Source organism: Actinokineospora lacus (assembly GCF_053813445.1).
The window spans coordinates 642050-668279 of sequence record NZ_JBQERA010000001.1 but is presented as its reverse complement, the minus strand read 5'-3'; the positions used below and the strand labels follow the sequence as shown (position 1 = coordinate 668279).

The 26230-nt window shown below is 71.9% G+C and carries 24 protein-coding genes; 10 read left to right on the top strand and 14 right to left on the bottom strand.

What is annotated here, in order from left to right; translation table 11 throughout:
• Positions 1–68: 68 nt before the first annotated feature.
• The gene (locus ACTG9Q_RS03275; RefSeq protein ID WP_455571053.1) at positions 69–983 is read right to left on the bottom strand and encodes a phosphotransferase family protein; all 915 of its coding nucleotides are present in this window, start codon (positions 981–983) and stop codon (positions 69–71) included.
• Positions 983–2242, bottom strand: coding sequence for a helix-turn-helix domain-containing protein (locus ACTG9Q_RS03270; RefSeq protein ID WP_455571052.1), 1260 nt, complete (start codon positions 2240–2242; stop codon positions 983–985). The genes ACTG9Q_RS03275 and ACTG9Q_RS03270 overlap by 1 nt, the downstream gene beginning before the upstream one ends.
• 238 nt (positions 2243–2480) lie before the next feature.
• Between ACTG9Q_RS03270 and ACTG9Q_RS03265 the strand changes: the two genes are divergently transcribed.
• On the top strand, positions 2481–3281 hold the full coding sequence (locus ACTG9Q_RS03265) for a helix-turn-helix domain-containing protein (RefSeq protein ID WP_455571051.1): 801 nt from the start codon (positions 2481–2483) through the stop codon (positions 3279–3281).
• A gap of 247 nt (positions 3282–3528) precedes the next feature.
• Here ACTG9Q_RS03265 and ACTG9Q_RS03260 read toward each other — a convergent pair whose 3' ends face one another.
• From ACTG9Q_RS03260 to ACTG9Q_RS03240, 5 genes are all read right to left on the bottom strand, one after another.
• Positions 3529–4866: a tannase/feruloyl esterase family alpha/beta hydrolase gene (locus tag ACTG9Q_RS03260; RefSeq protein ID WP_455571050.1), complete on the bottom strand. Its 1338-nt coding sequence runs from the start codon at positions 4864–4866 to the stop codon at positions 3529–3531.
• Between the two features lie 142 nt (positions 4867–5008).
• Complete coding sequence (locus ACTG9Q_RS03255) at positions 5009–7297, bottom strand: FtsX-like permease family protein (protein ID WP_455571049.1); 2289 nt, start codon at positions 7295–7297, stop codon at positions 5009–5011.
• Positions 7294–7989, bottom strand: a complete 696-nt coding sequence (locus ACTG9Q_RS03250; RefSeq protein ID WP_455571048.1) for an ABC transporter ATP-binding protein — start codon at positions 7987–7989, stop codon at positions 7294–7296. The genes ACTG9Q_RS03255 and ACTG9Q_RS03250 overlap by 4 nt, the downstream gene beginning before the upstream one ends.
• Positions 7986–8510: a PadR family transcriptional regulator gene (locus ACTG9Q_RS03245; RefSeq protein WP_455571047.1), complete on the bottom strand. Its 525-nt coding sequence runs from the start codon at positions 8508–8510 to the stop codon at positions 7986–7988. Before ACTG9Q_RS03245 ends, ACTG9Q_RS03250 begins: the two co-directional genes overlap by 4 nt.
• Positions 8511–8571: 61 nt before the next feature.
• Entirely contained in the window at positions 8572–8967 is a 396-nt protein-coding gene (locus ACTG9Q_RS03240; protein ID WP_455571046.1) for a VOC family protein, read from the bottom strand.
• A gap of 56 nt (positions 8968–9023) precedes the next feature.
• Here ACTG9Q_RS03240 and ACTG9Q_RS03235 point away from each other — a divergent pair, with 56 nt between their 5' ends.
• Positions 9024–9491 (top strand): CGNR zinc finger domain-containing protein, encoded by a 468-nt coding sequence (locus tag ACTG9Q_RS03235; RefSeq protein WP_455571045.1) that lies wholly within the window; start codon positions 9024–9026, stop codon positions 9489–9491.
• Here ACTG9Q_RS03235 and ACTG9Q_RS03230 read toward each other — a convergent pair.
• Complete coding sequence (locus ACTG9Q_RS03230) at positions 9481–10689, bottom strand: DUF445 domain-containing protein (RefSeq protein ID WP_455571044.1); 1209 nt, start codon at positions 10687–10689, stop codon at positions 9481–9483. The two genes, ACTG9Q_RS03235 and ACTG9Q_RS03230, sit on opposite strands and share 11 nt — an antisense overlap.
• Before the next feature lie 95 nt (positions 10690–10784).
• Here ACTG9Q_RS03230 and ACTG9Q_RS03225 point away from each other — a divergent pair, with 95 nt between their 5' ends.
• Complete coding sequence (locus ACTG9Q_RS03225; protein WP_455571043.1) at positions 10785–11969, top strand: pyridoxal phosphate-dependent aminotransferase; 1185 nt, start codon at positions 10785–10787, stop codon at positions 11967–11969.
• Positions 11970–12135: 166 nt separating this feature from the next.
• Positions 12136–13137, top strand: coding sequence for a hypothetical protein (locus ACTG9Q_RS03220; protein ID WP_455571042.1), 1002 nt, complete (start codon positions 12136–12138; stop codon positions 13135–13137).
• Positions 13138–13453: 316 nt separating this feature from the next.
• Here ACTG9Q_RS03220 and yczR read toward each other — a convergent pair whose 3' ends face one another.
• On the bottom strand, positions 13454–14860 hold the full coding sequence (yczR, locus tag ACTG9Q_RS03215; RefSeq protein WP_455571041.1) for a MocR-like transcription factor YczR: 1407 nt from the start codon (positions 14858–14860) through the stop codon (positions 13454–13456).
• Between the two features lie 82 nt (positions 14861–14942).
• On the opposite strand from yczR, the gene yczE reads away from it, so the two are divergent.
• Positions 14943–15584 (top strand): membrane protein YczE, encoded by a 642-nt coding sequence (yczE, locus tag ACTG9Q_RS03210; RefSeq protein ID WP_455571040.1) that lies wholly within the window; start codon positions 14943–14945, stop codon positions 15582–15584.
• 42 nt (positions 15585–15626) lie between these two features.
• On the opposite strand, the gene ACTG9Q_RS03205 is transcribed toward yczE, so the two are convergent.
• Entirely contained in the window at positions 15627–16139 is a 513-nt protein-coding gene (locus ACTG9Q_RS03205; RefSeq protein ID WP_455571039.1) for a Clp protease N-terminal domain-containing protein, read from the bottom strand.
• Entirely contained in the window at positions 16139–16348 is a 210-nt protein-coding gene (locus tag ACTG9Q_RS03200; protein ID WP_455571038.1) for a helix-turn-helix domain-containing protein, read from the bottom strand. The genes ACTG9Q_RS03205 and ACTG9Q_RS03200 overlap by 1 nt, the downstream gene beginning before the upstream one ends.
• Positions 16349–16414: 66 nt before the next feature.
• On the opposite strand from ACTG9Q_RS03200, the gene ACTG9Q_RS03195 reads away from it, so the two are divergent.
• Positions 16415–17167 (top strand): protein phosphatase 2C domain-containing protein, encoded by a 753-nt coding sequence (locus tag ACTG9Q_RS03195; RefSeq protein ID WP_455571037.1) that lies wholly within the window; start codon positions 16415–16417, stop codon positions 17165–17167.
• Between the two features lie 36 nt (positions 17168–17203).
• Here the strand turns inward: ACTG9Q_RS03195 and ACTG9Q_RS03190 are convergent, their stop codons facing one another.
• Both ACTG9Q_RS03190 and ACTG9Q_RS03185 read right to left on the bottom strand, forming a co-directional pair.
• Positions 17204–18520, bottom strand: a complete 1317-nt coding sequence (locus tag ACTG9Q_RS03190) for a UDP-glucose dehydrogenase family protein (RefSeq protein ID WP_455571036.1) — start codon at positions 18518–18520, stop codon at positions 17204–17206.
• 3 nt (positions 18521–18523) lie between these two features.
• On the bottom strand, positions 18524–19891 hold the full coding sequence (locus ACTG9Q_RS03185; protein WP_455571035.1) for a glycosyltransferase family 4 protein: 1368 nt from the start codon (positions 19889–19891) through the stop codon (positions 18524–18526).
• A gap of 136 nt (positions 19892–20027) precedes the next feature.
• Between ACTG9Q_RS03185 and ACTG9Q_RS03180 the strand changes: the two genes are divergently transcribed.
• Entirely contained in the window at positions 20028–21251 is a 1224-nt protein-coding gene (locus ACTG9Q_RS03180; RefSeq protein ID WP_455571034.1) for an MFS transporter, read from the top strand.
• Positions 21248–22216: a TolB family protein gene (locus ACTG9Q_RS03175; RefSeq protein ID WP_455571033.1), complete on the top strand. Its 969-nt coding sequence runs from the start codon at positions 21248–21250 to the stop codon at positions 22214–22216. Before ACTG9Q_RS03180 ends, ACTG9Q_RS03175 begins: the two co-directional genes overlap by 4 nt.
• On the opposite strand, the gene ACTG9Q_RS03170 is transcribed toward ACTG9Q_RS03175, so the two are convergent.
• Positions 22217–23335, bottom strand: a complete 1119-nt coding sequence (locus ACTG9Q_RS03170) for a right-handed parallel beta-helix repeat-containing protein (protein ID WP_455571032.1) — start codon at positions 23333–23335, stop codon at positions 22217–22219.
• Between the two features lie 182 nt (positions 23336–23517).
• Here ACTG9Q_RS03170 and ACTG9Q_RS03165 point away from each other — a divergent pair, with 182 nt between their 5' ends.
• Both ACTG9Q_RS03165 and ACTG9Q_RS03160 read left to right on the top strand, forming a co-directional pair.
• Positions 23518–25110: a hypothetical protein gene (locus ACTG9Q_RS03165; RefSeq protein WP_455571031.1), complete on the top strand. Its 1593-nt coding sequence runs from the start codon at positions 23518–23520 to the stop codon at positions 25108–25110.
• A 181-nt stretch (positions 25111–25291) separates the two neighbouring features.
• Entirely contained in the window at positions 25292–26227 is a 936-nt protein-coding gene (locus ACTG9Q_RS03160; RefSeq protein ID WP_455571030.1) for a hypothetical protein, read from the top strand.
• The last annotated feature ends 3 nt before the right edge of the window (positions 26228–26230 follow it).

The window sequence follows — 26230 nt, the reverse complement described above, 5'->3', positions numbered from 1 at the left end:
ATACGCCCACGGAGAATTGCAATATAGACACCTCTATGAGGCAGACCAATGTCCACGGAGACTGGCGCCTACAAGATAACCCATCGTCGACTCGGTCCGCGATCCAACTCGGCCACACGCCGACGCACTTCGCTCGCCTCCGGGCTTCCAGGGTGCGACTTACGGGCGTTGGTGGTAATCATCCGCAACTCTCGGAGATCGCGCAGAATATCGTAACCATCCCACTCGCGAATGTCGAAGCCGTAGCGCTGACAGAAGGCGTGATACTCCCGAGGCAGATGCCCAAACCGGCGGCAGTGAATCTCAACCGTCACCAGGTCCCATTCTGCTTGGCCAATGGCCGCGCTTTCCCAGTCGCAGAGCACTGGCTGCCCGGTCTCCTCGTTCCATAGCGCGTTGCGGTGCTGGGGGTCACCGTGAATGAGCGTTGGCTGCCACATGTATCTCAGGTCAGCGAAGGACTCGGCGAGGTCATCGCAGCGTCGCTGAAGTATAGTTTTCTCAGACTCCACAAGGAGGGCACTCGTGCTGATTGCTCGCTGAATGGCATGAACAGGTGCCAGTCGCGGCAGTGACATAGCAGGTGGCGGCACTTGGTGGAGCATGGCCAGCGGCTCAGCTATATCGCAGGCACGGATGGGTCCGGCCTGCGGCAGGTACTGCCAAAAGGTGACGGCACACCCAGCCAGCGTTAGCGGCTGGTCCAGTCCTGGAATCAACGTGACGGTGGGGACGCCGTGCGTTGAGAGCCACCGCACCAACGAGACCACGGCGTCGGAATGACTGACGTTGGGCCGTGCCACCTTCACGATGACGGGGGCGCTGGCGAGCTTGTACACCGCGTTGGTTTGGTGGCGAAGTAGTTCCATACCGCGCGACTCAAGACTCACCAGCCTGCACGCGGCATCGGCCACCTGTCGGGTACGGCCTGCGGTGAAGGTGTTCTCGGTCAGGTGATCGAGGTTGCAGTCGAGCGGAGCCATCAGGAAGTTCCGGTCTGCTCGGCGATCAACTCACGAAGTTCTGTCGCTGCGGGGATCTGCCGCCGTCCCGCGGGGATGGAGTGCACGACGTCTGCGGCACGGGCCAGCACGATCTTCGTCCGATGCTCGGCAGGCAGGCGATCAAGCGTCGCGGTGGCGAGCTGGCAGCCGTCCTGAGCGTGCCCCGAGGCGGCATGTCCCACGGCTCGGTCGAGCGCGATGAGGGCGGGGTCGATCACCACGCTGGAATCGTGGCGGTAGAGCTCCAACGCTTCATCCTGGACTCGATAGGCGCGTTCGTACTCTCCCATGTAAGTCAGTGTGCCGGACAGGTACAGCAGCAGACGTTTCTCGTTGAACTCAAAAGCGGCATCACTCGGCGCCTCGCCCAAGTGGTCGACCACGTGCCGCGCCCGGTTCATCGCCTGTTCTGCTTCATCGCGGTAGCCCAGCCGTGCAAGAGCGCGAGCTTCGGCTGCTGCCCCAAGCGCTCCAGCGCTACAGGGTTTGGACACGAAGGACTGGGCCGCTCGCGCCAGCGTGACAGTCTGCTGAACCTGACCGAAGTAGTACGGCAGCATGGCCTCTTGGGCACGCACACGGGCCCGCAGCTCTGGATTCAAGGTGTCATCGGCAGCGAGCCGGGCCGTGCCGTACCAGTACCGAGCGCGGTTGACGTCTCCCAGCTTCATCAGAGCGTCAGCGCTGAGCAGCGCCAGCACAGCGGTCACGGCGGACAGCCGAGCTTGAGTCGCGGCGGGTTCCCGATGGCGCGCCAACCCTTGGACTTCCACGATGTCGGTCGAAATCGCGCCAAGTACCGTCAAGGGCGGCGTCATCGGGTACATCATGATGTAGTCGGCCACACGCTGTTCGATGACATCGATCAAGGATGCGGACACGCTTGAAGCCGATAGCACGTCATCAGTCAACAGGCGCGCATCATCGAGCACGCGGAACAAGTCGTCACCTGTGGAGGTGCCCGTCAAAGTGGCCACGGAGTGCACCTGCTTGAGATCGATCGCGGGTCGTGCCACGCGTTCGCCGAGTACGTCGGCCAGCTCGTCGTTGTTCAGCCGGAGCAACTGAGCCAGGCCGGGGCGCAGCCACGGCTGCGGTGTCGTCTCACCTGACTCCCAGCGAAAGACCGTGCTGCGCTCCACACCGACCCGAGCGGCTAGTGCTTCCTGGGTGAAACCAGCGGCTTTGCGGGCGGCGATCAGGGCGAGCCGTTTCGCCGTTTTCGGTGATGACCCCATAAACCACGCCGCCTGTTCGATCTTTGATCACGCACGGTCGGTAACCGAGCCATTATCGCAGGTCACGGTGACAGTGCGTCATCTCTGCATCATCGGCGCAGCGTCTGGACGCTTTCCGGAGTCTCCCCGGGCCGACAGGGTCGATCCCAAGACACCCCCTGCGTCGTATGACAGGGCGACCACCCGGAGATGATCTAGGTGAACACCGAGATTCGGGGCCGTGCGTAGTCAGCCCCGGATGCCGCTCACCCCGGCGGAGGCACGGCGTCTGCTGCGGTACGAGTTGGAGCAGATGTGCGCCAAGGCCGGGGTGACGCACGCCGAGATGGGGGCGCGTCTCGGGGTGTCCCGTGCGTCGTTCACCCAGTTGTTGGCGGGCAAGAACCTGCCCAGCAGACCGGCCCTGGAGATCATGGCTCAGCACCTCGATGCCACGCGGGAGCTGCCTCGGCTGGTTGAACTGCTCGCCGTGGCGCGGCTGCGGTCGGCTGAGCGGGAGCCGGGGCCGGGAGCGCACGACCACGAGCTGGCGATCGGGATGGAGGCGTTCGCCGAGCGGCTGATGGTCTTCGATCCCTGGCGGGTGCCGCTGCACTTGCGGACCGAGATGTACGCCGACGCCCTGACGGCGCTGGATGGCGATCTTCGGAACACGAGTCGTGAGCGGCGGCAGGCACCGCTCTCCGGTGATGATCCGCTCGATTTTCTGTGGGTGACCACGGAGCACGTCTTACGTCGCCGCGTCGGCTCGCCGCTGGTGATGTGCGATCAGCTTGCCTACTTGGCGCAGATAGGTGGGCGGCCCAATATCTCCATACGGGTCATACCAGCCGACATGGATTTCGTGGGGGCGGGCAACAGCTTCCAGATCATTTGGGGAACGTCCCCGATGGTGGTCGAACACGGCCGGTTGGCTGTGTATTTCACCTATGCGAGGGAAGCGGTGGAGTACTTCACCGAAGTACTCGGCACCCTCGATCGGCAGGCACTCGACGCACGGGCATCCGTCGAATTGATTTCCCGGCTGATGTCGCGGTGACCACCTCCGCTGAAGTCCGGGCCGCGCCGAGGTGATCTCGGTCGAACGCGGGCGGATGAGCTTGCAGGCCCCGGAGAACGCGCTGCGCGGCTTCGACTCCGGCACGCACATCCACGCCCGCCTGGTGTGGGTCAACCCGGAAGCGGCCGAGAACGACGAGGGCGGCTGAAACGGGCGTCCAGTTGCGGTGTATTCGCCCGGCCCCTCTGGCGGCGGAGGCTGGCTCCGCCGCCAGGGGAGCCGTGTATCAGCTCAGGGCGCAGGTCGTCGCGGGGTTTCCGGGGCCGGTGCGGGGGATCGTGGCTGATTGTGGGGCGGTGCCGTTGTCCAGCCAGGTCCCCAGGGCGTCGAGGGCGCTGAGGAAGCAGGGGCCGATGGGGCGCAGGCGGTCGGGGTAGGCGTCGTAGAGGCCGTCCACGTGGGTGCCGCCCTCGACGCGGAAGTAGCGGTGCAGGTTCGCTCGGCCGCGGTCGGCGATCATCGTGGTGTACGTGTCGGAGTCGGTGATCGGCAGGAGGGTGTCGAGGGTGCCGTGGAGGGTGATCATCGGTTTGCCGATCTTGCCGGTCAGGGCGATCCGGGAGACGGCCTTGTGCACCGAGCGCGGGCGGGTGGCGTAGTCGTAGTCCGCGTCGCAGTTCGGGGTTCCGGTGGTGCAGAAGGGGATGCCTGCTTGGAGTTCGCCGTCGTAGGCCGGGTCGAACTCCTCGCGGTAGATCCGCTGGGTCAGGTCCCAGTACACCGTGTGGTGGAAGTCCCAGAGGAACTCCGTGGCCGCCGGGAAGCCCGCGTCGATGATCGCCTGGCGGGCGGCGGGGTCGCCTGCCTTGTGCGCGGGGTAGTTGCGCAGGACCTCGGGCAGGGTGGTGAACAGGTTGGGGCCCTTGGCCGTCCAGAGGGTGCCCTCCCAGTCGACGCCGCCGTCGTAGAGCCACGGCACGTTCTCCAGCTGCCAGCGCACCAGGTAGCCGCCGTTGGAGATCCCCGCCATCAGCGTGCGGGCCGGTGGCCGCCGGTAGTGCTGGGTGACGGCGAGCTTGGCCGCCACGGTCAGCTGCGTGACCCGGGCGTTCCACTCCGCCAGCGCGTCCCCGGGGCGGCGGCCGTCGGTGTGGAACGCGACGCCGGTGTTGCCCTTGTCGGTGGCGGCGAAGGCGTAGCCCGCGGCGAGGACGTGGTCGGCGATGGCCCGGTCGTTGGCGTACTGCCGCCGCACGCCGGGGGCCCCGGAGACCACCAGGCCCCCGTTCCACCGCTCGGGCAGCCGGATGACGAACTGGCTGTCGTGGTTCCACCCGTTGTTGGTGTTCCCGGTGGAGGTGTCCGGGAAGTACCCGTCGACCTGGACGCCGGGCACCCCCGAGGGCTGCGGCAGCCCCGCCGAGGTCAGGCCCGACCAGTCCGCGGCCACGGTGTGCCCGGAGGCAACGGTGCCGGTGGTGGTCAGGTCGCCGAGGCAGGCGGACTTCTGCGCCGCCGCCCCCAGCACGGTGGGCGCGGCGCAGGACTGTCCACTATGGCCTAAGGCGGGGGCGGCGGTGGCCGCCAGCAGTCCGACGACCGCCAGCACGATGCGGGGAAACACGGCAACCTCCACGACGTCAACGGGTGTGCTGACGGTAGGCGCGCGCACTCACCGCGACCATGACGGCGAACCACATACCGGACGCCCCCGATGTGGTGGCCACCACCGTCGCCGGGGCGGGAAACCCCGGCGACGGCGCGGCTCACTCCGTGCGCAGGGACTCCACCCGGGTGGCGCTGCGGAGGAACGGCAGGGTCAGCAGGCACACCAGGAGGCCGAGCACCACCGCCGCGCCGGACATCGTGAGGACACCGTTCCAGTCGATCCGCAGCGGGGCCGACGACAGGCGCGTGATCAGCGCGGCCAGGACAAGGCCGGTGCCGATGGCGACCACCACCCCGAGGCCGATCGGCACGCCGATCTGCCAGACCAGGGAGCGGGCGATCGACCCGGTCGGCACCCCGCTCGCGGCGAGGACCGCCAGCGGCCTGCGGCGCTCCCGGATGTGCTCGACGGCCAGCACCAGCAGGCTCACCCCGGCCAGCATCAGCGTGAATACCGCCCCGATGAACAGCGCCCGCCTGATGGTCAGGAAGGTCTCCTGCTCCTCGGTTCGGTCGGACATCTCGTTGGCGAGGTACACCTCGACCGAGAGGTTGGCGAACGTGGCGTTGCGCAGCAGTTCGATCGCGTCCGGCTTGGCCGGGTCCAGCGACGCCTCCAGGAAGGTGACCGCCTCCGGGCCGACGGGCACGGCGGCCCCGGGGGTGGCGATGACGCCCCACTTGTTGTCCGGCAGGTCTTGGGCGGGCAACTGCCGCAGGTCGGCGGGGATGGTCCACTCACCGATTGTGTGGGGGGCCTCGGCGCCGTTGGCCCAGGCGATCGACGAAAGCCGCTGCCCCGCCGCGAACCCCTGCTCGGCGAGGTTGGTCGACGGGGTCACGAACACCTCCCCGTCCGCGCAGTCCACCACGCGGTAGGAGAGCTCGATGTCGGCGCACGAGGCGACGTAGGCGGAGAGGAAATCCCCGCCGGAGGGGTCCTTGGCCAGTTCCGCCGAGGTGAACGCGGCGATCGAGCGCACCCCGTCGGTGCCCTCGACCACCCGGGCCACCTCGGCGGACTCCTCGGGGTCGGCCATCATCCGGGCCACGGGCTCGGACTGGACGACCTCCCGCGCCGCCAACCCGATCGAGCTGGCCTGGGAGAGCAGCACGGCCTGCAGCGCGGTCGCGCCCGCCAGCACCACCGCGACCCCGCCGATCACCCGGGCCGACGTGCCGCTGTCGAGCTGGAGCCGCCGCACGGCCAGCTGCCACGACGGCGGACCGCCGCGCAACCGGGTGACCGAGCGCTCCACCACGACCGGCAGCAGCAGCGGGACGCCGACGAGCATCAGCGTCGCGCCCGCGGCGATGCTGTACGCCCACAGGTCGCCGCCGCGCCCGCCGCCGTTCCACAGCAGCAGCCCGGCTCCCGCGCCGACCAGCGCCAGCCGCCAGAGCACCCGCCTGCGGACCGGACGACTGAATCGGACCACCCCCAGCGGCTCGATGATCGTCCTGCGCATCGCGCTCTGGGCGGTGACGACCGCCAGGACCGGCACGCCGACGGCGATCACGCCGACCAGCCACCAGTTGGGCACCACGTCGGAGGGGTAGACGCCGACCCCGAGCAGCCGCACGCTCGCGGCCACCGGCCGCAGCAGCAGGTACCCGAGCGCGCCGAGGACCAGCCCGGCCAGGGCGCTGACCAGCGTCTCGGCCGCGGCGATCCGGCGCACCTGCCTGCCGCCCGCGCCCACCAGCCGCAGCGCGGAGAGCCGCCGGTCGCGCTCGGCCCCGGCGATGCGGGTGCTCGCGGCGATGAAGATGAACACCGGCACCAGCAGCGCGACCACGCCGAGCAGGATCAGCAGCAGGAGGTCGGGCTGGAGGACGCGGTCGTCGCCTTGCATTCCGAAGGCGTAGACCTCGGTGACGTAGTCCACCTTCTCGCCCCCGGGCAGCCCGGTGTAGACGACCAGGTCGTAGGGGTCGGCGACCACGGACGGACTGAGCAGGCCTGCGACCTGCTGGGGGAACCGCGGGCGCAGCAGGTCCGAGCCCGGGGCGGCGAGCAGGTCGGCCATCGCCGGGGAGAGGTACATCTCCCCGGTCGTGGGCATCCGGGGCAGCCCGGGCGGCACGGGCGACGTCGGCCCGGTCGCCCGGAAGAGCTGGACCTGGATCGACTCGCCGCGGAACTTCGTGCTGTGCCGGACCTGGTGCGTCGGGTCGACGCCCAGGACGGGCTCCTGGACGGCCGAGGCCGCCGCGCCGCGCGCGTCGCGGTTGTCCAGGATCGTGCCCACCGACGCGGCCAGCAGCAGGACCACGACCGCGATGCCGACCCCGAAGGCGCTCAGCGCGAACCGCGCCATCGAGGTCCGGCCGCCCCCGACGGCCAGCCGGACCCCGATGGCCAGGTCCTCGCGCCACCCGCTCACGGGACCAGCTCCACGGAGCGGGTCTTCCCGTCGCGCACCACGACCTCGCGGTCGGAGTAGGCCGCCACCCGCGCCTCGTGCGTGACGAGCACGACCGCGGCGCCGGTGTCCTTGGCGGTGGACACGAGCAGGCGCATGACCTGCTCGCCGTTGAGCGAGTCCAGCGCGCCGGTCGGCTCGTCGGCGAAGATCACCTTGGGGCCGGTGACCAGCGCGCGGGCGACCGCGACCCGCTGGCCCTGTCCGCCGGAGACCTCGCCGGGCCGCTTGGCACCGACCTCGCCGACCTCCAGCCGCTCCAGCCACTGCGCCGCCCTGGCCTCCGCCGCCTTGCGCTTGAGCCCGCCGAGGCGCATCGGCAGCGCCACGTTCTCCAGGCACGACAGCTCGGGCACGAGCTGGCCGAACTGGAAGACGAACCCGAACTCGCCCCGCCGCAGCGCGCTGCGCTCCTTGTCGGCCATGGCCGACAGCTCGCGCCCGGCGTAGACGACCGAGCCCGCGTCGGGCGCGACGATGCCCGCCAGGCAGTGCAGCAGGGTCGACTTGCCCGAGCCGGAGGGTCCCATCACGGCGACGACCTCGCCGGGCAGCACCGACATCCCGGCGCCGTCGAGGGCGGGCGTGCTGCCGAAGGTCTTGCGCAGGCCCGACGCGGCCAGGATGGGTTCGGTCAGGATTGGCTCGGTCATGCCGCCACCTCCCGCGCCAGCTCGGCCAGGCGCGCCGTGGTCAGCTCCAGCCAGCGCACGTCGGCTTCCAGGTGGAACAGCGCGTGGTCGCAGATGAGCTTGTCGGCGAGGTCGCCGCGCTGCTTGCGCGCGGTCAGCTCGCGCATGGTCCGCAGGTGCGCGGCGCGCTGGGCGTCGAGGACGTCCTCGGCGGCGCGGCCGGACATCAGCGCGAGCACGACCTTGGTGTAGAGCGCGCTCTGCAGGTAGACCTGCGGGTTCTCCGGGGTCACCAGCCACCCGGAGAGGTCGGTGACCCCGGCGTGGGTGATCGCGTAGCGCTTGCGCTCGGGGCCACCGCCCGGCTCGACGCCACCCTCCTCGACCAGGCCGTTCTTCAGCAGGCGGGAGAGCGTGGCGTAGACCTGCCCGTAGGCCAGCGGGCGGTCGTGCCCGAACCGCTCGTCGTAGACGCGTTTGAGGTCGTACCCATGCCGGGGCCCGGTTTCCAGCAGGCCGAGCAAGGCGTGTCCGATTGACATGCCGAGCACTGTACTACACGCGTATACACGTGAAGAATAGTGGCCTGACCAGGGAAGATGATCAGACGGTCAGGCAGAACGGGTGGCCTGCCGGGTCGGCGTACACCCGGAAGGACGTGGCGTAGGTGTCGTCGAGCAGCCGGGCGCCGAGGCCGAGGACCCGCTCGTGCGCCGCGGTCAGGTCGGTGACCTTGAAGTCCAGGTGCAGCATCTGCGGGTGCTCGCCGCCCGGCCACGTAGGCGGGACGTAGTCGGGAATCCGCTGGAAGGCGACCCGGCCCAGCGGCCCGTCGAGCGTGACCCACGAGCCGTCCTCCTCGACGTCGGGCTCGACCTCCCACTCCAGCACCCGCCGGTAGAAGTCGGCGAGTGCCGCCGGATCGGGGCAGTCGAGCACGGTGGTGAGCCGGATGGGCGAAGTGGCGTCCACATCTCCTCCATTCGTAACCGGTGTCATGAATTATGGGGGTTATCCTTCACCGCGGCAACCGGTATCGGGCCTACAGTGGTGTCGTGACCACCGACCACGACGTGGAGCTGGTTCTCGACTTCCTCAACACGCTCGACCTCGACCGCGGGACCGACGTGCTGGACGACCCGCTGGCCTGGCAGGGCTGGCTGGCCGACCGGACGCTGACCGCCGGGCCGCCCGCCCGCGTGCGGGCCGTGCGGGCGGGTCTGCGCGCCGCCGTCGGCGGGCCGCCCGCGCCGCCGCCCCCGTCGGTCGACGTGCGCGTCGAGCTCATCGCGGGCATACCCAAACTGGTCGCCGCCGAGATCACCGGCGCGGTGCTGGCCGCGGCCAGCAGGCTCGCGGTCGTCGAGGAGTGGGAGCGCTTCAAGATCTGCCCGGCCGACGACTGCCAGTGGGTCTTCTTCGACCGCTCCCGCAACCGCTCGCGCACCTGGTGCTCGATGCGGGTGTGCGGGAACCGGGAGAAGGCCAGGGCCTGGCGGGAGCGCGCCAAGCTCAGCCTATGAGCTGGGCCACCGCGTAGATCACCAGCCCGGCCAGCGCGCCGACCACGGTGCCGTTGATCCGGATGAACTGCAGGTCGCGCCCGACCTGCAGCTCGACCTTGCGCGCGGTCTCATCCCCGTCCCAGCGGCGCACGGTGTCGGAGATCAGCGTGGTGATCTCGTCGCGGTAGTTCAGCACGACGTAGGCCGCGGCGCCCTCGACCCAGCCGTCGGCCTTGGCGCGCAGGGCGTCGTCGGAGACCAGGCGCTCGCCGAGGGTCATCAGGCCCGCGCGGACCCGGGTGCGCAGCTCGCTGGAGGGGTCGTCGGCGGCGTTGAGGAGCATCCGCTTGGCGGTGGCCCAGATCGAGCCGATGAGGTTCTGCACCTCGGGGTGGTCGACCACCTGCTGCTTGAGCGCCTCGGCCCGACCCATGACCTTCGGGTCGTTCTGCAGGTCGTGGGCGAACTCGCCGAGGAAGCGGTCCAGGGACAGGCGCATCGGGTGGTTGACGTCGTTCTTGACGTTCCAGGTGAAGGAGAGCACCTCGCCGTAGATCTTGTCGGCGACCATCGAGTCGACGAACTTCGGCGACCACGTCGGGGCGCGGCCGGAGACCACGTTGACGATCTGGCCCTGGTTGGCCTGCACCCACACGTGGGCCTGGTCGCACATCAGGTCGACCAGCTTGTGGTGCGAGCCGTCGGCGAAGACGCGCTCCAACAGCGTGCCCAGCGGCGGCCCCCACGGCGCGTCCATGATCCGCTTGACGACGGCCTGCTCCACCACCGCCTGCACGTCCTCGTCGCGCAGCACCGTCACCATCCCGCCGAGGACGGTGGACAGCTCCGCGGTGACCCGGTCGGCGTTGTCGCGCTGGGCCAGCCAGCCGCCCAGCTTCGCGGCCACCCCGACCCGCTTGAGCCGCTCGCGCACGACCGACTCGGACAGGAAGTTCGTGCCCACGAAGTCGCCGAGGCTCGTGCCGAGCTGGTCCTTCTTCGTCGGGATGATCGCGGTGTGCGGGATCGGCAGGCCCAGCGGCCTGCGGAACAGCGCGGTCACGGCGAACCAGTCGGCCAGCGCGCCGACCATGCCCGCCTCGGCGGCGGCCTTGAGGTAGCCGACCCAGCCGGGCGCGCCCGCGGACTGCCACAGCGTCGTCCCCAGGAAGATCAGCGTCGCCCCGCCGAGGAAGGCGAGGGCGACGAGCTTCATCCGGCGCAGGGCGCGTGCTTTTTCTTGCTCAGCCGGCACTGGGGCGAGCGCTGTCGGTTGCTCCACCCCGCCATTGTCCGTGAGTATGTGATCCCGTGCCCCGAACCCCGCTTGTGCCGCGCCTGCGACCGTTCACCTCCACGATCTTCGCCGAGATGACCGCGCTGGCCGTGCGGGCCGCGGCGGTGAACCTCGGCCAGGGCTTCCCCGACACCGATGGGCCCGCCGCCATGCTGGAGCGCGCGCAGCGGGCCATCGGGGAGGGCCTGAACCAGTACCCGCCCGGCCCCGGGATGCCCGAGCTGCGCCAGGCCATCGCCACCCGCCGCAAGCGCTTCGGGCAGGACTTCGACCCCGACACCGAGGTGCTGGTCACCGTCGGGGCGACCGAGGCCATCGCCGCGTCGCTGCTCGCGCTGGTCGAGCCCGGCGACGAGGTGATCGTCTTCGAGCCGTACTACGACTCCTACGCCGCGTCCGTGGCGATGGCGGGCGCCACCCGGGTCACCGTGTCGCTGGCCGAGCAGGAGTCCGGCCGCTTCGGGGTGGACCTCGACGCCCTGCGCGCCGCCGTCACACCGCGCACGAAGGCGGTGCTGGTCAACAGCCCGCACAACCCCACGGGCACGGTGTTCACCCGCGACGAGCTGGCCGGGATCGCCGCGGTCTGCGCCGAGCACGACCTGATCGCCCTCTGCGACGAGGTCTACGAGGACCTGGTCTTCGACGGCCACACCCACGTCCCCCTGGGCACCCTGCCCGGCATGGCCGAGCGCACGCTGACCATCTCCAGCGCGGGCAAGAGCTACAACTGCACCGGCTGGAAGATCGGCTGGGTGTGCGGGCCCGCCGAGCTGGTCGCCGCGGTCCGCGCGGCCAAGCAGTTCCTCACCTTCGTCGGCGGCGCGCCGTTCCAGCCCGCGGTCGCCCACGCCCTGGTCCACGAGGACGCCTGGGTCGCCAGGCTGCGCGATTCGCTGTCGGCCAAGCGCGAGCGGCTGACCGCGGGCCTCGCCGAGGCGGGCTTCGGGGTCCGGCGCGCCGAGGGCACGTACTTCGTGTGCGCCGACGTGCGCCCGCTGGGCTTCACCGACGGCCTGGAGCTGTGCCGGGCGCTGCCCGAGCGGGCCGGGGTCGCGGGCGTGCCGGTGCAGGTGTTCACCGACAACCCCGACCGCTGGCGCCACCTGGTCCGGTTCGCCTTCTGCAAGCGGGACGAGGTCATCGACGAGGCTTTGACGCGCCTGCGTGGGCTCGGCTCGAACGCTGTCACCCGATGAGGTGAATTCCACCGTCCGTAACGGCATTTTTTGTGGATATGGGAGCGCTATCCGTCTTTCCGGGTGGAACCCGCCCGGTTAGGGTGCGGTGACGCGACTTGGTGCTGGATAGTGGCTGGATCACGGCATCGGGAATCGCCGGGACGAATTGAGCGGGGTGAGGCCGGTGGACACCATGCGCGCCGTCCTCACGCGCTGGTCCAGTCGGGTCGCCGTCGTGGTCGGCCTGCTCCTCGGCGGCTGGCTGCTCGTCGCGACGAGTGCGGCGGCCACATCGGGGGCCACATTGGGGGCCGATGGGCGCCCGGTGTCCGATCTGGCCCATGAGCTGGTCGACCGGACGCTCACGAGCGACCTCGACGCGCTGCTCGCCAACGCGGCGCACGGCGTCGTCTCCGACCCGGCCGACTCCACCCCCGCACAGTTCCCGCAAACCGGGTCCACGCAAACCGGTTCCCCATGGCCCGGGTTTACCCGGCCGGGGTCCACGCAGGACAACTCTTCGCAAGACGAGTCCACGCAGGATGGGTCCGGGCAGCAGGGGGCCATGCAGGCCGGGACCAGTTTCACCGAGCCTGAGCCTGCCGAATCCGAGCCGGCCGAATCCGGGCAGGCCGGGTCCAGCAGCTCGGCGTCCGGCTCGGCGTCCTCCACCCCCGGTGTCGAGGTCAGGCCCACCATCACCTACGGCGGTGTCGACTACGGCCCCGCCCCGGGCAGCGCGCCCGGCACGCCGTCCACTGTGCTCCCCGAGGCCGCGCCCGTCGCCGAGGCCGTCCGCCCGGCGGCCCCGCCTCCTCCCGCCAAGCCCGCGCCCCCGGCGCCCACCCCCGCGTCCACCTCGGTGCGCGCCTACGTGAGCGGGCCTGTCGTGTCGGTTGTGGACCGCGCCGAGACCACTGTCGACAGCACGGGCCGGGGCGAGCGCACCGCGCCCGCCAACCGTCCCACCCAGCCCCCGACCCCGCCCGCCCCCGCGGCCCCCGCCTCCGGCACGTCCATGAGCACCTGGGCGCACGACGGCGGCGGGCAGGCCCGGGGATCACACGGCGTGCTGGCCACCCGCGCGCACGCGGCGACCCCGGCGGGCGGCTGGCCCGTCTCCGATCCCCAGGTGGATGACGCCACCGGCAGCGCGGCGGACACGCCCGCCTCAAGGCCTGACTGACCGTCCCAGCGGGACCAGTCTGCCCTTTGCGCCATTCCCTTGATCTTTGATCTGTTGATCTTTGGCCCGTTGCTCTTTGACTCTGTGACGTCGCGGCGTCCCGGCATCGCCGGGCCCACTGTGGAAGCCGCGACCGGCGAACCCCTCCGATCCCACCGACCGCGTCCGGTGGGATCGGAGCTCCGCCCCGGCGCCGCGATGCCCCCGCGACGCCGGGGCCCATCGAGTCACCCGCCGTCCGGCCCGACGTGGGGCCGGGCCGGATGGCGGGTGACCGTGGCCCACGTTGCACTCGCGGTGGCGGCTCCGCCACCAGTCACGCCACCGGGATGAGCCCATCCGGACCATCGGAAACAGGCGATCCGGTGACGGCGGCGGCGACCAGCGACAGCCTGCGCACGGCCTCCACCAGCTGGGCCTCCGGCAGGGTGTACGGCAGCCGCAGCCAGCGCTCCAGCCCGCCGTGGACGCTGAACCGCGAGCCCGGCGCCACCCGCACCCCCACCGCCCGCGCGGCGACGGCCAGCCGCGAGCCGATCGGGCCGGGCAGCGCGCACCACAGGCCCAGGCCGCCGCCCGGCACCCGGAACGTCCAGTCGGGACAGTGCGCGCGGACGGCGTCGACCAGCACGTCGCGGCGGCGGGCGAGGTCGGCGCGGCGCTCGATCAGCGCGGGCTCCGGGTCGGCGTACAGCTCGGCGAGCACCAGTTGCTCGACGACCGGGGACCCCAGGTCGAAGGCGTGCCGGGCGGCGACCAGCCTGCGCACCACGTCCGCGTCGGCGCGGACCCAGCCCAGCCGCAGCCCGCCCCAGTGCGACTTGCCCGCCGAGCCGATCGAGATGACCGTGCCGGGCCCGGACAGCGGCGGCGCGCCCGCGGCCGGGTCGCCGCCGAGGTCCAGCTCGGCCATCGTCTCGTCCACCACCAGCGGGGTGCGGGCGCGCGCGGCCAGCGCGGCCAGCCGGTCGCGCCCGGCGGCGTCGAGGTGGTGGCCGGTGGGGTTGTGGAAGTCGACGATGAAGTACGCCAGCCGCGGCCCGGCCTGGCGCAGGGCGGCGGCGATGCCGTCGAAGTCCCAGCCGTCCTCGATCGGCACCGCCACCGGGACGGCGTGCGCGGCGGTGATGGCGTCGATGGCGTTGGGGTAGGTGGGCTGGTCGACCAGGACCCGGTCGCCGGGGCCGGTGAAGGCGCGCAGCACCAGGGCCCAGGCGTGGTGGGCGCCGTTGGTGACCAGGATCTGCTCGGGCGCGGTGGGCAGGCCGCGGGCCGTGTAGCGCGCGGCGAGGCGCTCGCGCAGGACGTCCATGCCGTACTCGTAGTACCCGTGCCCGGCCAGTTCGGCGGCCAGCCCCGGGCCGATGGTGTCGAGCGCCCTGGCGAGCGCGGGTGGGGCGGCGGGGGCCGCGCGGGCGAGGTCCAGCGGCTGGTCCTCTGGGCTGTCGATCGGACGACCGGGTCCGGGCAGCGCGGTCCAGGTGCCCGCGCCGCGGCGGGTGCGGACCAGGCCGTCGGCGCGCAGGGCGTCCCACGCGGTGGTGACCAGGGTCCGGCTGACCCCGAGCGCGGTGGCGACCTCGCGCTCGGCGGGCAGGGCGGTGCCCGGCGGGAGCCTGCCGTCGAGCACGAGCAGCCGCAGCGCGCCCGCCAGCGCGGTGGAGCCCGGCCTGCCGCCGGTCTGCCACCGGCCCAGCAACCGGGCCAATCGAGTACCGGACACGCGTCCTATCGGGTGAGACACCAGGCCAATTTATGCTGATTGGCTATCGGAGCCAAGACCAATCACCCGTCAAGATGGGGACATGGCCGCTCTCGACCTCCAGCACGTCCCTGTCCGCGTCAGCCCGGGACGCCGCCTGCCGCAGCTGTTCGGCGGGCTGGCGCTCTACGGGGCGAGCATGGGCCTGCAGATCGAGGCCGCGCTCGGCCTGGCGCCGTGGGACGTGCTGCACGAGGCGCTGCACCTGCGCACCGGCCTGAGCTACGGGACCGTGACCGCGCTGGTGAGCCTGGCCGTGCTGCTGTGCTGGGTGCCGATGCGGCAGCGGCCGGGCGTGGGCACCGTCGCCAACGTCCTGGTCATCTCGGTGTCGGTCGACCTGACCCTGTACCTGCTGCCCACGCCCGACCACCTCGCCGTCCGCGCCGCGATGCTCACCGCCGGGGTCGTCCTGAATGGACTGGCCACCGCGGCCTACATCGGCGTCCGGCTCGGACCGGGCCCGCGCGATGGGCTGATGACCGGGCTGGCCGCCCGCTCCCGGTTCTCCCTGCGGGTCGTCCGCACGGGGATCGAGGTGGTGGTGCTGCTCACCGGCTGGGCGCTCGGCGGCACCGTGGGCCTGGGCACGGCCGCGTACGCCCTGCTCATCGGCCCGCTGGCCCAGGCGATGCTGCCGTGGGTGCTCTGGGAGCCGCGGGCCGAGGCCGCGGTCGGGCGGTGAGCGCGGGCGAGACGCTCTCGCCCGCGCCATTCGCCTGAGGGCTCAACTCGCCTTGGCCAGGTGCGCCCGCACGTCCGAGTGGTTCAGGCCGAGGGCTTCCCCGGCAGGCTCGGCGAGCAGGGCGAGGAGCAGGTGCTCGTCGCCGATGAACCGGTCTCCCTGGTCCAGCGCTTCCCGCAGGGCCCGCTCAAGCACCTTCTTGGACTCGGCCGCGAACGGGGTGTGAAATCGCCGCCGGGCTCGCCTCGGCGCCAGCGCGCCCGTCCCGTGCGCCCGCTCGACCGCGGCGACGACGGCGTCGAGGTCGATGCCCAACTCGGCCAGCGCGGCGGCGTCGGACTCGCCCATCCCGCCCCGCCGCGCGTTCGCCCGCACCGCCGCGGCCACGGCCTCGGGGTCGACGCCGAAGTGGGCCAGCACGCCCGCGCCGGTGGTGCCCTCGCTGTCCAGCAGGGCGAGCACCAGGTGCTCGGGCAGGACCACCCCCTCCGCCTCCCCCTTGGTGACAGCCCCGGTGACGACGTCCCTGGCCGCCCGGGTGAACCGTTCGAACATCACTGCCTCCCGTACTTCTTGTGCACGGCCTGCTTGGTGACCCCCAGCTCGGCCGCGATCTCCTGCCAGGACCAGCCGTGGGCGCGCGCGCTGCGCACCTGCACGGCCTCCAGCCGCTCCAACAACTTCCGCAGCGCGGCGACGGCGCGGAGCCCGGTGCGCGGGTCCCGGTCGCCCGCCGCGTCCGCCAATCGGGTCGCTTCGGTCATGGTCGTCAACCTAGGTTGACACACCCGCGATTGTCAACCCTGGTTGACGAAAGGCAGGATCGGGCCATGCCGGAAGTCGGGGTGGCGGAGCAGGCCGGGCACGGACCGGACGGGGTGATCAGGCCGAGCGAGGACGTCGTGGTCACGCTGCCCGAGGCGGTGATCCTGCTGGACGGGGCGACCTCGCCCGATCCGGGACGGGCGGGCGGGCCCTACGCGATCGCGCTGGCCGCCCAGCTGGCCGGGCGGCTGACCGCCGCGGCCGAGGTGGACCTGGCCGACCACCTGGCGGGCGCCATCCGGGCGGTGGCCCGCCACCACGGCCACACGCCGGGCCAGAGCCCGTCGAGCACGGTCGCGCTGGTCCGCTGGGACGAGTCCGGTGTGGAGGCCCTGGTGCTCGGGGACAGCCCGGTGGTCGCCTTCCACCCCGACGGCTCGCACACGGTCGTCGCCGACCACCGGCTGCGCGACCTGCGCCCGCTGTCCGGCGCCCAGGCGGATGAGCTGCGCAACCGCGACGGCGGGTTCTGGGTGGCCGAGGCCCTGCCCGCCGCCGCCCGCCAGGCCGTCCGGGCGCGGTGGCCGCGCGCGGAGGTCACCGACGTCCTGCTGGCCAGCGACGGCGTGTCCTGCGGTGTGGACGACTACGGAATCCTCACCTGGCCCGACGCCCTGGCGATGACCAGGGCGGGCGGGACGTTCGCCGTGCTGGACGCCGTCCGCGCGGCCGAGGACTCCGACGCGGGCAGGACCCGCTGGCCCAGGACCAAGCACCACGACGACCAGTCCCTGGCCTGGATCGACTTCCGCGCCTGAGCCCGCGGCCACCACCTGGTGACCGCGGGGCGCGCCCTAGTTCTTGCCGAGGCCGATCCACTCGAAGCCCGCGCGCCTGGCCACCGCCGGGTCCAGCAGGTTGCGCGTGTCGATCACGATGGGCCTGCGGACGGTCTCCGCCAGGCGCGGCCAGTCCAGGGACCGGAACTCCGGCCACTCGGTCAGCACGACGATCGCCTCGGCGTCCTTCGCGGCCAAGTACGGGTCGTCCACCACGGTGACCGAGTTCAGGTCCCGGTGCTGGATGTCCGCCGCCAGCGAGGGGTCGTAGCCGACCAGGTCGGCCCCCGCCTGCCGCAGCAGCGCCGCCACCGCGAGCGCGGGGGAGTCGCGCAGGTCGTCCGTGCCCGCCTTGAAGGTCAGCCCGAACAGGCCCAGCCGGACGTGCGACAGCGACCCGGTCCGCTTCCCGGTGACCGCCACCCTGACCTTCTCCACCATCCGCTGCCGCTGCCGGGTGTTGGTGTCGATCGTCGCCCGCAGCAGCCGGAACTCGAAGTCCGCCGCGTCGGCCAGCTGCAGCAGCGCCGAGGTGTCCTTCGGCAGGCACGACCCACCCCACCCGGGGCCGGGCATCAGGAACGCCTGCCCGATGCGCTTGTCGTAGCCCATGCCCTCGGTCACGTCGGTGATGTTCGCGCCCAGCCGGTCGCACAGCTCGGCCACGGCGTTCACATAGGACAGCTTCATCGCCAGGAAGCAGTTCGCCGCGTACTTCACCAGCTCCGCGCTCGGCGCGTCGGTCAGCACCGTCGGCGCGCCCAGGCGCGCGTACAGCGCGGCGACGCGCTCGGCGGCGTCCTGCTTGCTGCCGCCGACGACGATCCGGTCGGGGTTGAGGAAGTCGTAGACCGCGGTGCCCTCGCGCAGGAACTCCGGGTTGGAGACGACGGCGACGTCGTCGCGGCCCAGCATTTCCTCGGTGCGCTCGGCCGTGCCGACCGGGACGGTGGACTTGTTGACCACCACGCACCCGGCGGGCAGCAGCTCGCGGACCTCCTCCACCACCGACTCGACGATGCTCAGGTCGGCGACGCCGCCGACGCCCATCGGGGTCGGGACGCAGAGGAACATGACCTCGGGGCCGTCCGGGAACGCCTCGACGGCGGCGGTGGCGCCGAGGATGAAGCTCAGCCTGCCCGCGGCGATGCCCTCGGCGACCAGCTCGGCCAGGCCCGGCTCCAGGATGTCGACCTCACCGGTGGCCAGGCGCGCCAGCTTGGCCGCGTCCACGTCCGCGCAGACGACCTCGTGCCCCAGCGAGGCCAGGCAGGCCCCGGTCGTCAGCCCCACGTACCCGGTCCCGACCACGGCGATCCGTCGTACGAACACCGCTCACCCCTCCCGAAGTTGCTCTGGCACGCGGGCCGCGGCGAAGTTCCGCAGCGCGTCCTGGTCACGCAGGTCGACCAGCTGGTTGCCCCACCGGTCTTTCGGAGCCGTGCCGCCCCCGCCGCGGCGCTCGGCGGTGGGCCACCCCTGCGGGAAGGGACCGGCCGAGGCGAAGCCCAGCAGCTCGTCGTAGACCCCGACGTACGCCTCGGCCTGCGGGCGCCAGTCCAGCACGCGCTCGGCGCGGCGGCGGCCCTGGGTGCCCAGTTCCGCGCGGCGGGCGGGGTCGTCGATCAGGTGCAGCACGGCGTCGGCCAGGCCGTCGGTGTCGCCGGGCTCGACGTAGACCGCGCAGTTGCCCGCTGACACCACGGTCTCGGTGAGCCGGTAGGCCACCACCGGCAGAGCGTAGGCCATGTACTCCATGGTCTTGTTCATCGTGGAGACGTCGTTGAGCGGGCTGCGCGGATCGGGGGAGAGCCCGACGCACGCCGAGGAGAGGTACCGCGAGATCTGCTCGGGCCCGACCCGGCCGGTGAACTCGACGTACTCGTCCAGGCCCAGCTCGGCGCTCCGGCGCTTGAGGTCGTCGAGGCAGTCGCCGAAGCCCAGCAGGGCGAAGCGGACGTCGGTGCGGCCGTGGTGGCGCACGATCCGGTCGGCGACGTCGAGCACGCCGTCCACACCGTCCTGCGGGCCCATGATCCCCAGGTACGCCACCAGGTGCCTGCCCCCGCGCAGCGGCGGGTCGGGCACGTACGCCGGGCGCATGACCGAGGTGTCCGGCCCGGACCGCACGACGGTGGTGTGGGCACGCTCGACCCTGCCGCGGTTGACCGCGATGTCCTGGTAGGAGGTGTTGGTGGAGATCACCCGGTCCGCGGTGCGGAACGTGCGGCGCTCCAGCCAGGTGAGGATGGCCAGCTGGGCCTTGCCCGCGCGGCCGGTCGGCTCGCCGAAGCGGGAGCGGAACACCTCGGGGTTGAGGTCGTGGTGGTCGAAGACGAACTTCACCCCGGCCAACCGCCAGAGCAGTGCCAACGCCCAGTAGGTGTCCGGCGGGTTGCACGCCTGCATGACGTCGAAGCGGGCGCGGCGGTGCACCTTGCGGGTCAGCACGGCCGTGCGCAGCCAGCAGTAGAGGAACTCCCAGGCGTAGCCGAGCAGCCCGTCCGCCTGCTTGGGCGGGGCGTACTTGTACAGGTGCACGCCCTCCAGCACGGCGTGGGCCGGGTCGTCCGGGCCCTTCGGGCAGATGACGGAGACCTCATAGCCCGCCGCCCGCAGGGCGCGGCATTCCAGCCAGACCCGACGGTCGAGCGGGACCGGCAGGTTCTGCACGATGATCAACACATGCGGGGCCCGGCTCACGCGGACAACCTCATTCCTCGCCAAACTCACGGTGGGGGCCGACACCACTGGGTCGGTGGCCGGGGGAAAGTTGTTACAGACCGTGGTCGTTGTCCGATGTGCAGGACGAGGGCTCAGCGGCGGTGGAGGTGTTCGGGTGTACGTGGCCTCGACCAGGGGCGGTGGCTCGGCGCCCTCCGCGCGCGGGCGGGTGCCCACCACGGTCGTCCTGCTGGGGACGGTGAGCCTGCTCACCGACGTCTCCGCGGAGATGGTGACCGCCTTCCTGCCCGTCTACGTGATCTTCAACCTGCAGATGTCCTACCTGCAGCTGGGTCTACTCGACGGGATTTACACCGGCGCGACCGCTGTGCTGCGCCTGGTTGGCGGGCACGTGTCGGACCGGGTTCGCCGCCCCAAGGCGGTCGCGGTGGCGGGCTACGGCCTCTCCGCGGTGACGAAGCTCGCCTTCCCGTTCGTCGGGGCGTCCGCGGGCGGGCTCGGCGGGGTGCTGGCCGTCGACCGCGCGGGCAAGGGCCTGCGGACCGCCCCGCGCGACGCGCTGATCTCCCTGTCGACGCCCGCCGACCAGCTCGGCGCGGCGTTCGGCGTGCACCGGACGATGGACACCATCGGCGCGCTGATCGGGCCGCTGATCACCTTCGCGGTGCTGACCTGGCTGACCACCAGCCCCGGCCCGATCTTCATGATCAGCTTCTGCTTCGGGCTGCTCGGCCTGATCGTGCTGGTGTTCTTCGTCCGCGAGCACCGCTTCGACGGCCCCCGGGTCCGGGCCACCCTGCGCGACACCGTCGGCCTGCTGCGTCACCCCGGCCTGCGCCGGACCACCATCGCCGCGGGGTTGCTCGGGCTGGCCACGATCTCCGACGCGTTCGTCTTCGTCGTGCTCCAGCGGGTCTCCGGGGTGTCGCCGACCTGGCTGGCGCTGATGCCGGTGGGCACCGCGCTGACGTTCCTGGCCTTCGCCACCCCGCTGGGCAGGCTGGCCGACCGGGTCGGGCGCTGGCGGGTGTTCTTCGCCGGTCACGTCGTGCTGCTGGGGGTGTACCTGATGCTGCTCGGACCGGTCGGCGGGCTGGCCCTGGTGCTGGTGACCGTCGCCCTGCACGGGCTGTTCTACGCGGCCACCGACGGCGTGCTGATGGCGCACGGGGCGACGCTGGTGCCCGAGCGGCTGCGCGCGGGCGGGCTCGCCATCGTGCAGACCGGGCAGGCGCTGGCGCGGTTCGCGTCCTCCGTCGCGTTCGGCCTGCTGTTGACCACCCTGCCGTTCTCCGTCGCCGTGCTCGTCGCCGTCGGGGCGCTCGCGGCCGTGCTCGTGACCGTCGTGCTGGTGATCCGCCCGGAGGTGTCGTGGTGAAGGACTGGCTCGGCAGGCACCGGGTCGTGATCGGCGTCGTGGCGATGGTCGCGGTGATCGCGGCGGTGACGGTGTACGTGGTGGGCACGGTGCGCTCGGAGCGCGCGACCGCCTCGGCCCCAGGGGCCGCGGTGCCCACCGGCCTGCGGTTCGTCGACAACGGCGGCGGGCGCAACCTGGTCTCCGAAGTGGACCCCTCGGGCGCCCGCAGCACGGGCGAGCTGTCCTGCCTGCGCGTCTACACCGACGGCGGCACCACGGTCTGCCTGCGGATGAGCGTGCCGGGGGCGTACGAGGCCGCGGTGTACGTCGGGGACGCCCTGGTGCGCACGGTGCCGCTGCCGGGGACGCCGAGCCGGGCGCGGGTCTCGGCCTCGGGCCAGGTCGTGTCCTGGACGGTCTTCGTGACCGGCGACTCCTACCTCGCGCCGGGCGGGTTCTCCACCCGCACCGGGGTGCTGGACCTGGGCACGGGGGCGCTGGTGGAGTCGCTGGAGGAGTTCCCGAACGTCATCGTGGACGGCAGGCCGGACAAGCGCGCCAACGAGAACTACTGGGGCGTGACCGTCGCCGGGGACGACACGACCTTCTACGCCACCCTCGCCTCCGGCGACAAGACCTGGCTCGTCCGCGGCGACCTCGCCACCCGGACCATGACCACGCTCCGCGCGGACGCCGAGTGCCCGTCGCTGTCCCCCGACGAGTCCAAAGTGGCCTACAAGAAGCGCGCCGGACGCCTGGGCGGGTGGCGTTTGTTCGTCTATGACCTGGCGTCCGGCACCGAGACCGAGCTGCCGGGGTCCGACGGCGTCGACGACCAGGCGACCTGGCTGGACGACCACACCCTCGCCTACGCGAAGGTGCCCACCGGCGGCGTGCCCACGATCTACGCCTCCGCGGCCGATGGCACCGGGACCCCCCGCGAGCTGGTCAAGGCCGCCTCCTCGCCCTCGCCGCGGGCCTGATCAGGGTTGGGGGACGGGTTTGCCACCGGCGTCGAGGTTGCCTGACCACTGGGCGATGCCGCCGCCGTCGAGCAGCACCTCGCCCCAGCCGCCCTTCGTCGGGCCGAAGCGGTTGCCCGTGACCACGGTCCCGCTCATCGGGGTGCCCAGGCGCAGGATGTAGCCGCCGCCGGAGAGGTAGTTGCCGACCACTTCGAGGTTCTTCGACGGCCACTGGCCGCTGGGCATGATGAACACTGCGGCGTTCTGGTGGGCGCCGTCGTAGGCGCTGCCGCCGACGCTGATGTCGATGCGGTTGTGGCGGATCTTCAGGTTCGGGCCGCCGTAGTTCTGGATGCCGTCGTTGTGGGTGTTGTTGGGCGGGGTGCCCGCGACGAGCATGCCGTGGATGTGGTTCTGCTCGATGAGGCTGTTGCCCGCGCCGTTCTGGATGCCGTCGGGCGCGCCGGAGATGTCGCAGCGGATGACGGTCATGCGGGCGTCGCCGTGGATGACCCCGTTGCCCCACTCCGGGCCGGGCCACTGCTTGTCCTTGTACGTGATCGTCGTGTCGCGGACATCGATGTGGCCGCTGACGCCCATCAGCGGGGCCCAGCTGTGGTGGTTGCCCTCGATCACCGAGTCGCGGATCGTCAGGGTGCCGCTGCCGCTGTACTCGACGCCGCCCTTGACCAGGACGCCCTCCAGGGTGACGTCGCCGCCGCCGAAGCGCAGGGCGCCGACGTTCCACTGGGTGCCGGGCGGGGCCGAGCTTGGGCCGTCGATGACCTTGAGGGAGCCGCGGTCGCCGCGGAAGCCGACCTGGCCGGGCGCCGGGATCGTGCCGGGGGCGAGCGCCCCGGGCGGGACGGGTGTGGTGGCGGCGGGGCGCTTGGCCGGGGGCGCGAGGGTCGCCGTCGCCGCGGTCCGGCCCGCGGTCACCGAAGTGGGCGGCAGCAGGCTGGTGGTGGTCGCCTCGGGCGAGGTGGTCGGCGCGGGCTGGATCACCGCGGGGTCGGTCGGCACCGGCAGGTCGGGCGCGGGCTTGCCCGCCAGCGGCTTGCAGGCCGCGAGCAGGACCGCGACCCCCACGGCCGCGCCCAATCGGGTGATCAGTCGAGCGGATAAGTCCGCGGACATGACTTCCTTCCGGTTCTGCTCAGTCGCCCCGACCTTCGCCAGCGGCACTCTATGCACATCGCCGCTCAGATCACAATGAGGTCACGGCGCGGATGTCAACAGAAGAAACGACGGAGCGTAACGATTCAGCCTGACGGGCGATCCCTTTCCGGGAGACCCACACCGAGAACGGACCCCCGCTGATGCCCGCTGCCACTCTTGCCGAGCTGCGCGACCCCGCGCCACGGACGACCGTGGCCTGGTGGCGCACAGCGACGGCACTGGCCTGCGTGCTCGGCGCGATCCGGCTCGCGGTGGTGGCCCTCGCGCCCTACCCCCAAGCGGTCGGCCTGTTCGACGACGACGCGTTCTACTACTTCGGCGTCGCCCGGCACATCGCGCAGGGTGACGGGTCGACCTTCAACGCCCTGGACCCGACCAACGGCTACCACCCGCTGTGGCTGCTCGTGCTGGTCCCGGTCTTCTCCATCGCCCAAGGCCACGCCGCGCTCATCGCTGTGTCCTTGGTCTCACTGGCCGTCTTCGTCGCCTCCGCCCGCCAGGTCGACCGGATCGGCGCGCTCACCGGCCGCCCGGTGCTCACCCTGGCCTGGGCGGTCCCGCTGCTGGTCGTGGGCACGGCGGGCCCGTCGTTCTGGTTCTCCGGGATGGAGACCGGCCTGCTGCTGCTCGGCCTGCTCTGGCTCGCCGCGACCTGGCTGCGCTCGGACGGCTTCACCGCGCCCTGGTTCGGCCCGGCCGCGGCGCTGTCCGCGGGCGCGCTGATGGCGCTGACCGTCCTGGCCCGTCTCGACGCGGTCTTCCCGATGGCCCTGCTCGGCCTGCTCGCCCTGCACACCTGGCGGCGCGCGGGGCTGCCGTGGGCGCGGCTCGGCCTGGCGCTGGCCGCCGTCCCGGCCGTCGCGCTGACGGCGTACCTGGCGGTCAACCTGGCCCTGTTCGACACCGCGCTGCCGGTGTCCGGGCAGGCCAAGGCGCTCGGCGGGGGCGGGGTCAACGGCGGCGTGCTCGGCCAGTTCCTGCTCTCCCCGGTCGTCTTCGGCGTCCCGACGCTGCTGGGCGCGGTGGCCTTGGTCGTCGTCAGCGCGGCGCTGTTGCGCGCGCCGCGGGCGCTGCTCGCGCGGTACGGCGCCGTCGTGCTCGCGGGCGGCGTGCTGACCGTCGGCTACTACGCCCTCACCTCGTCCTGGCAGCTGTGGCCCTGGTACTTCTCCGCGGCGCCGCTGGCCGTCGCGCTCGCGGGCCCGGCGCTGAACCTGGCCGTCCCCCTGCGCAAGCTGGTCACCCTGGCGCTGGTGGTGCTGGCCGTGGCCGCCACCGGGCTCACGGCGGTGCGCGCGGCCAGGGGCGGTGTCGAGCGCTCGGCCTTCATCGAGGCCGGGCCCGCCGTCGCCGCCCAGCTCAACACCGTGGCCCCGCTCGACGCGCCGCTGGCCATGGGCGACCGCGCGGGCAGCGTCGGCTACCACCTCACCCGGCCCCTGGTGCACCTGGAGGGCCTGGTCAACTCCGCCGCCTACCTCGACGCCCTGCGCACCGGCACGGTGGCGGATTTCCTCGCCGAGCGCGGCGTCGCCTTCTACGGCCGCGGCGACGCCGACCCCGGCGTGCCCGAGCCCGACGAGCCCGGCTGCCGCCGGTTCACCGAGCCCCAGCAGGGCGGGGGGTCGAAGTTCACCGTCCTGGTGTGCGACCGTGATCTCGTTCTCACAACCCCGTTGAGTGACGGGACGTCCTACCGCGTGTGGCGTTATCGGCCGGAACTAGCCCGATGAGGCCTGATGTAATCCGCCTGAACGGCCTAACGGGCGCTTGGGCTGGATCACATGGAGTAACGGTCGCCCTGGTGGCCGCGATGGACAAGCAGGCGCTGCGTCGTGGGTTGGGGCACGAATGGATTTCTGGAAAACACTCCTAGTACTGCTGAAGCGCTGGTATGTCGCGCTCCCAGTGTTCGTGATCACCGTCGGTGCGGCGGGCGCGGTCTACCTGAGCACCCCGATGCACTACCAGTCGACCGGCATCCTGGTGCTGACCTCGCCATCCAGCGGGCCGACCAGCATCGAGGACAAGGAGACCGGGCAGACGAACCCGCTGCTGGCCTTCGACAGCAGCCTGGCGATCTCGGCCTCCATCGTGATCCAGAGCATCAACACCCCCGAGGTGGTCAAGGAGCTGGGCGCGAACAAGCCCGACCACACCTTCGAGCTCAGCGGCGGCAACGAGGGCGGGCCGTTCATCAGCGTGGTCACCGAGAGCGCCTCCGAGCCGGGCTCGCGGGAGCTGGCGGTCAGCGTGCTCGACCGGGTTCGCGCCGAGCTGGCCAAGCGCCAGGAGGACCTCGGCGCCGCGCCGAGCACGTTCATCGGGGTCAACGAGATCGTCCCGCCGACCGCGCCCGAGGCGCTGACCGGCGGCAAGGTGCGCGCCGCTGGCGTGGCGATGGTGCTGGGCTTCGCGGCCTGCCTCGGCGCGGTGTTCGGGCTGGAGAGCTACCAGACCCGCAAGCGCAGGCGGGACGAGCCGGAGACCGACGACGACGAGCCCCAGCCCGCGCCCCCGCAGGGCGCCCCGCCCGCGCGTGAGCCCCAGCGGGTCCAAGGCGCGCCCCGGCACACCAGCGCGCCCGCCGTGGTCGAGCGGACCCAGCGGGTGCGCCCGGTCCAGCTTCCGGTCAACAGCGCGGTGAACGGGGCAGTTCAATCCCAGGCAGGCCAACCCCAAGCAGGCCAACCCCAGCCAGGCCAGCCCCAGACAGGCAAGTCCCAAGCAGGCAAGTCCCAGGCGGGCGCGAACCAGGCGGGCGCCTGGCCCGCCGAGGAGTGGCGCGAGCCGCCGACGATGAAGATGCGGCCCGCTCCCAAGGCCAAGCAGCCCGAGTCCGACGGCTGAGTC

Bases quoted from the DNA above. Each gene is read 5' to 3' on its own strand.
- ACTG9Q_RS03200 (WP_455571038.1), bottom strand. From the start codon at position 16,348: ATGACCGAAGCGACCCGATTGGCGGACGCGGCGGGCGACCGGGACCCG.
- ACTG9Q_RS03205 (WP_455571039.1), bottom strand. From the start codon at position 16,139: ATGTTCGAACGGTTCACCCGGGCGGCCAGGGACGTCGTCACCGGGGCT.
- ACTG9Q_RS03275 (WP_455571053.1), bottom strand. From the start codon at position 983: ATGGCTCCGCTCGACTGCAACCTCGATCACCTGACCGAGAACACCTTC.
- yczE (WP_455571040.1), top strand. From the start codon at position 14,943: ATGGCCGCTCTCGACCTCCAGCACGTCCCTGTCCGCGTCAGCCCGGGA.
- ACTG9Q_RS03245 (WP_455571047.1), bottom strand. From the start codon at position 8,510: ATGTCAATCGGACACGCCTTGCTCGGCCTGCTGGAAACCGGGCCCCGG.
- ACTG9Q_RS03195 (WP_455571037.1), top strand. From the start codon at position 16,415: ATGCCGGAAGTCGGGGTGGCGGAGCAGGCCGGGCACGGACCGGACGGG.
- ACTG9Q_RS03165 (WP_455571031.1), top strand. From the start codon at position 23,518: ATGCCCGCTGCCACTCTTGCCGAGCTGCGCGACCCCGCGCCACGGACG.
- ACTG9Q_RS03170 (WP_455571032.1), bottom strand. From the start codon at position 23,335: ATGTCCGCGGACTTATCCGCTCGACTGATCACCCGATTGGGCGCGGCC.
- ACTG9Q_RS03240 (WP_455571046.1), bottom strand. From the start codon at position 8,967: ATGACACCGGTTACGAATGGAGGAGATGTGGACGCCACTTCGCCCATC.
- ACTG9Q_RS03265 (WP_455571051.1), top strand. From the start codon at position 2,481: ATGCCGCTCACCCCGGCGGAGGCACGGCGTCTGCTGCGGTACGAGTTG.
- ACTG9Q_RS03230 (WP_455571044.1), bottom strand. From the start codon at position 10,689: ATGAAGCTCGTCGCCCTCGCCTTCCTCGGCGGGGCGACGCTGATCTTC.
- ACTG9Q_RS03250 (WP_455571048.1), bottom strand. From the start codon at position 7,989: ATGACCGAGCCAATCCTGACCGAACCCATCCTGGCCGCGTCGGGCCTG.
- ACTG9Q_RS03270 (WP_455571052.1), bottom strand. From the start codon at position 2,242: ATGGGGTCATCACCGAAAACGGCGAAACGGCTCGCCCTGATCGCCGCC.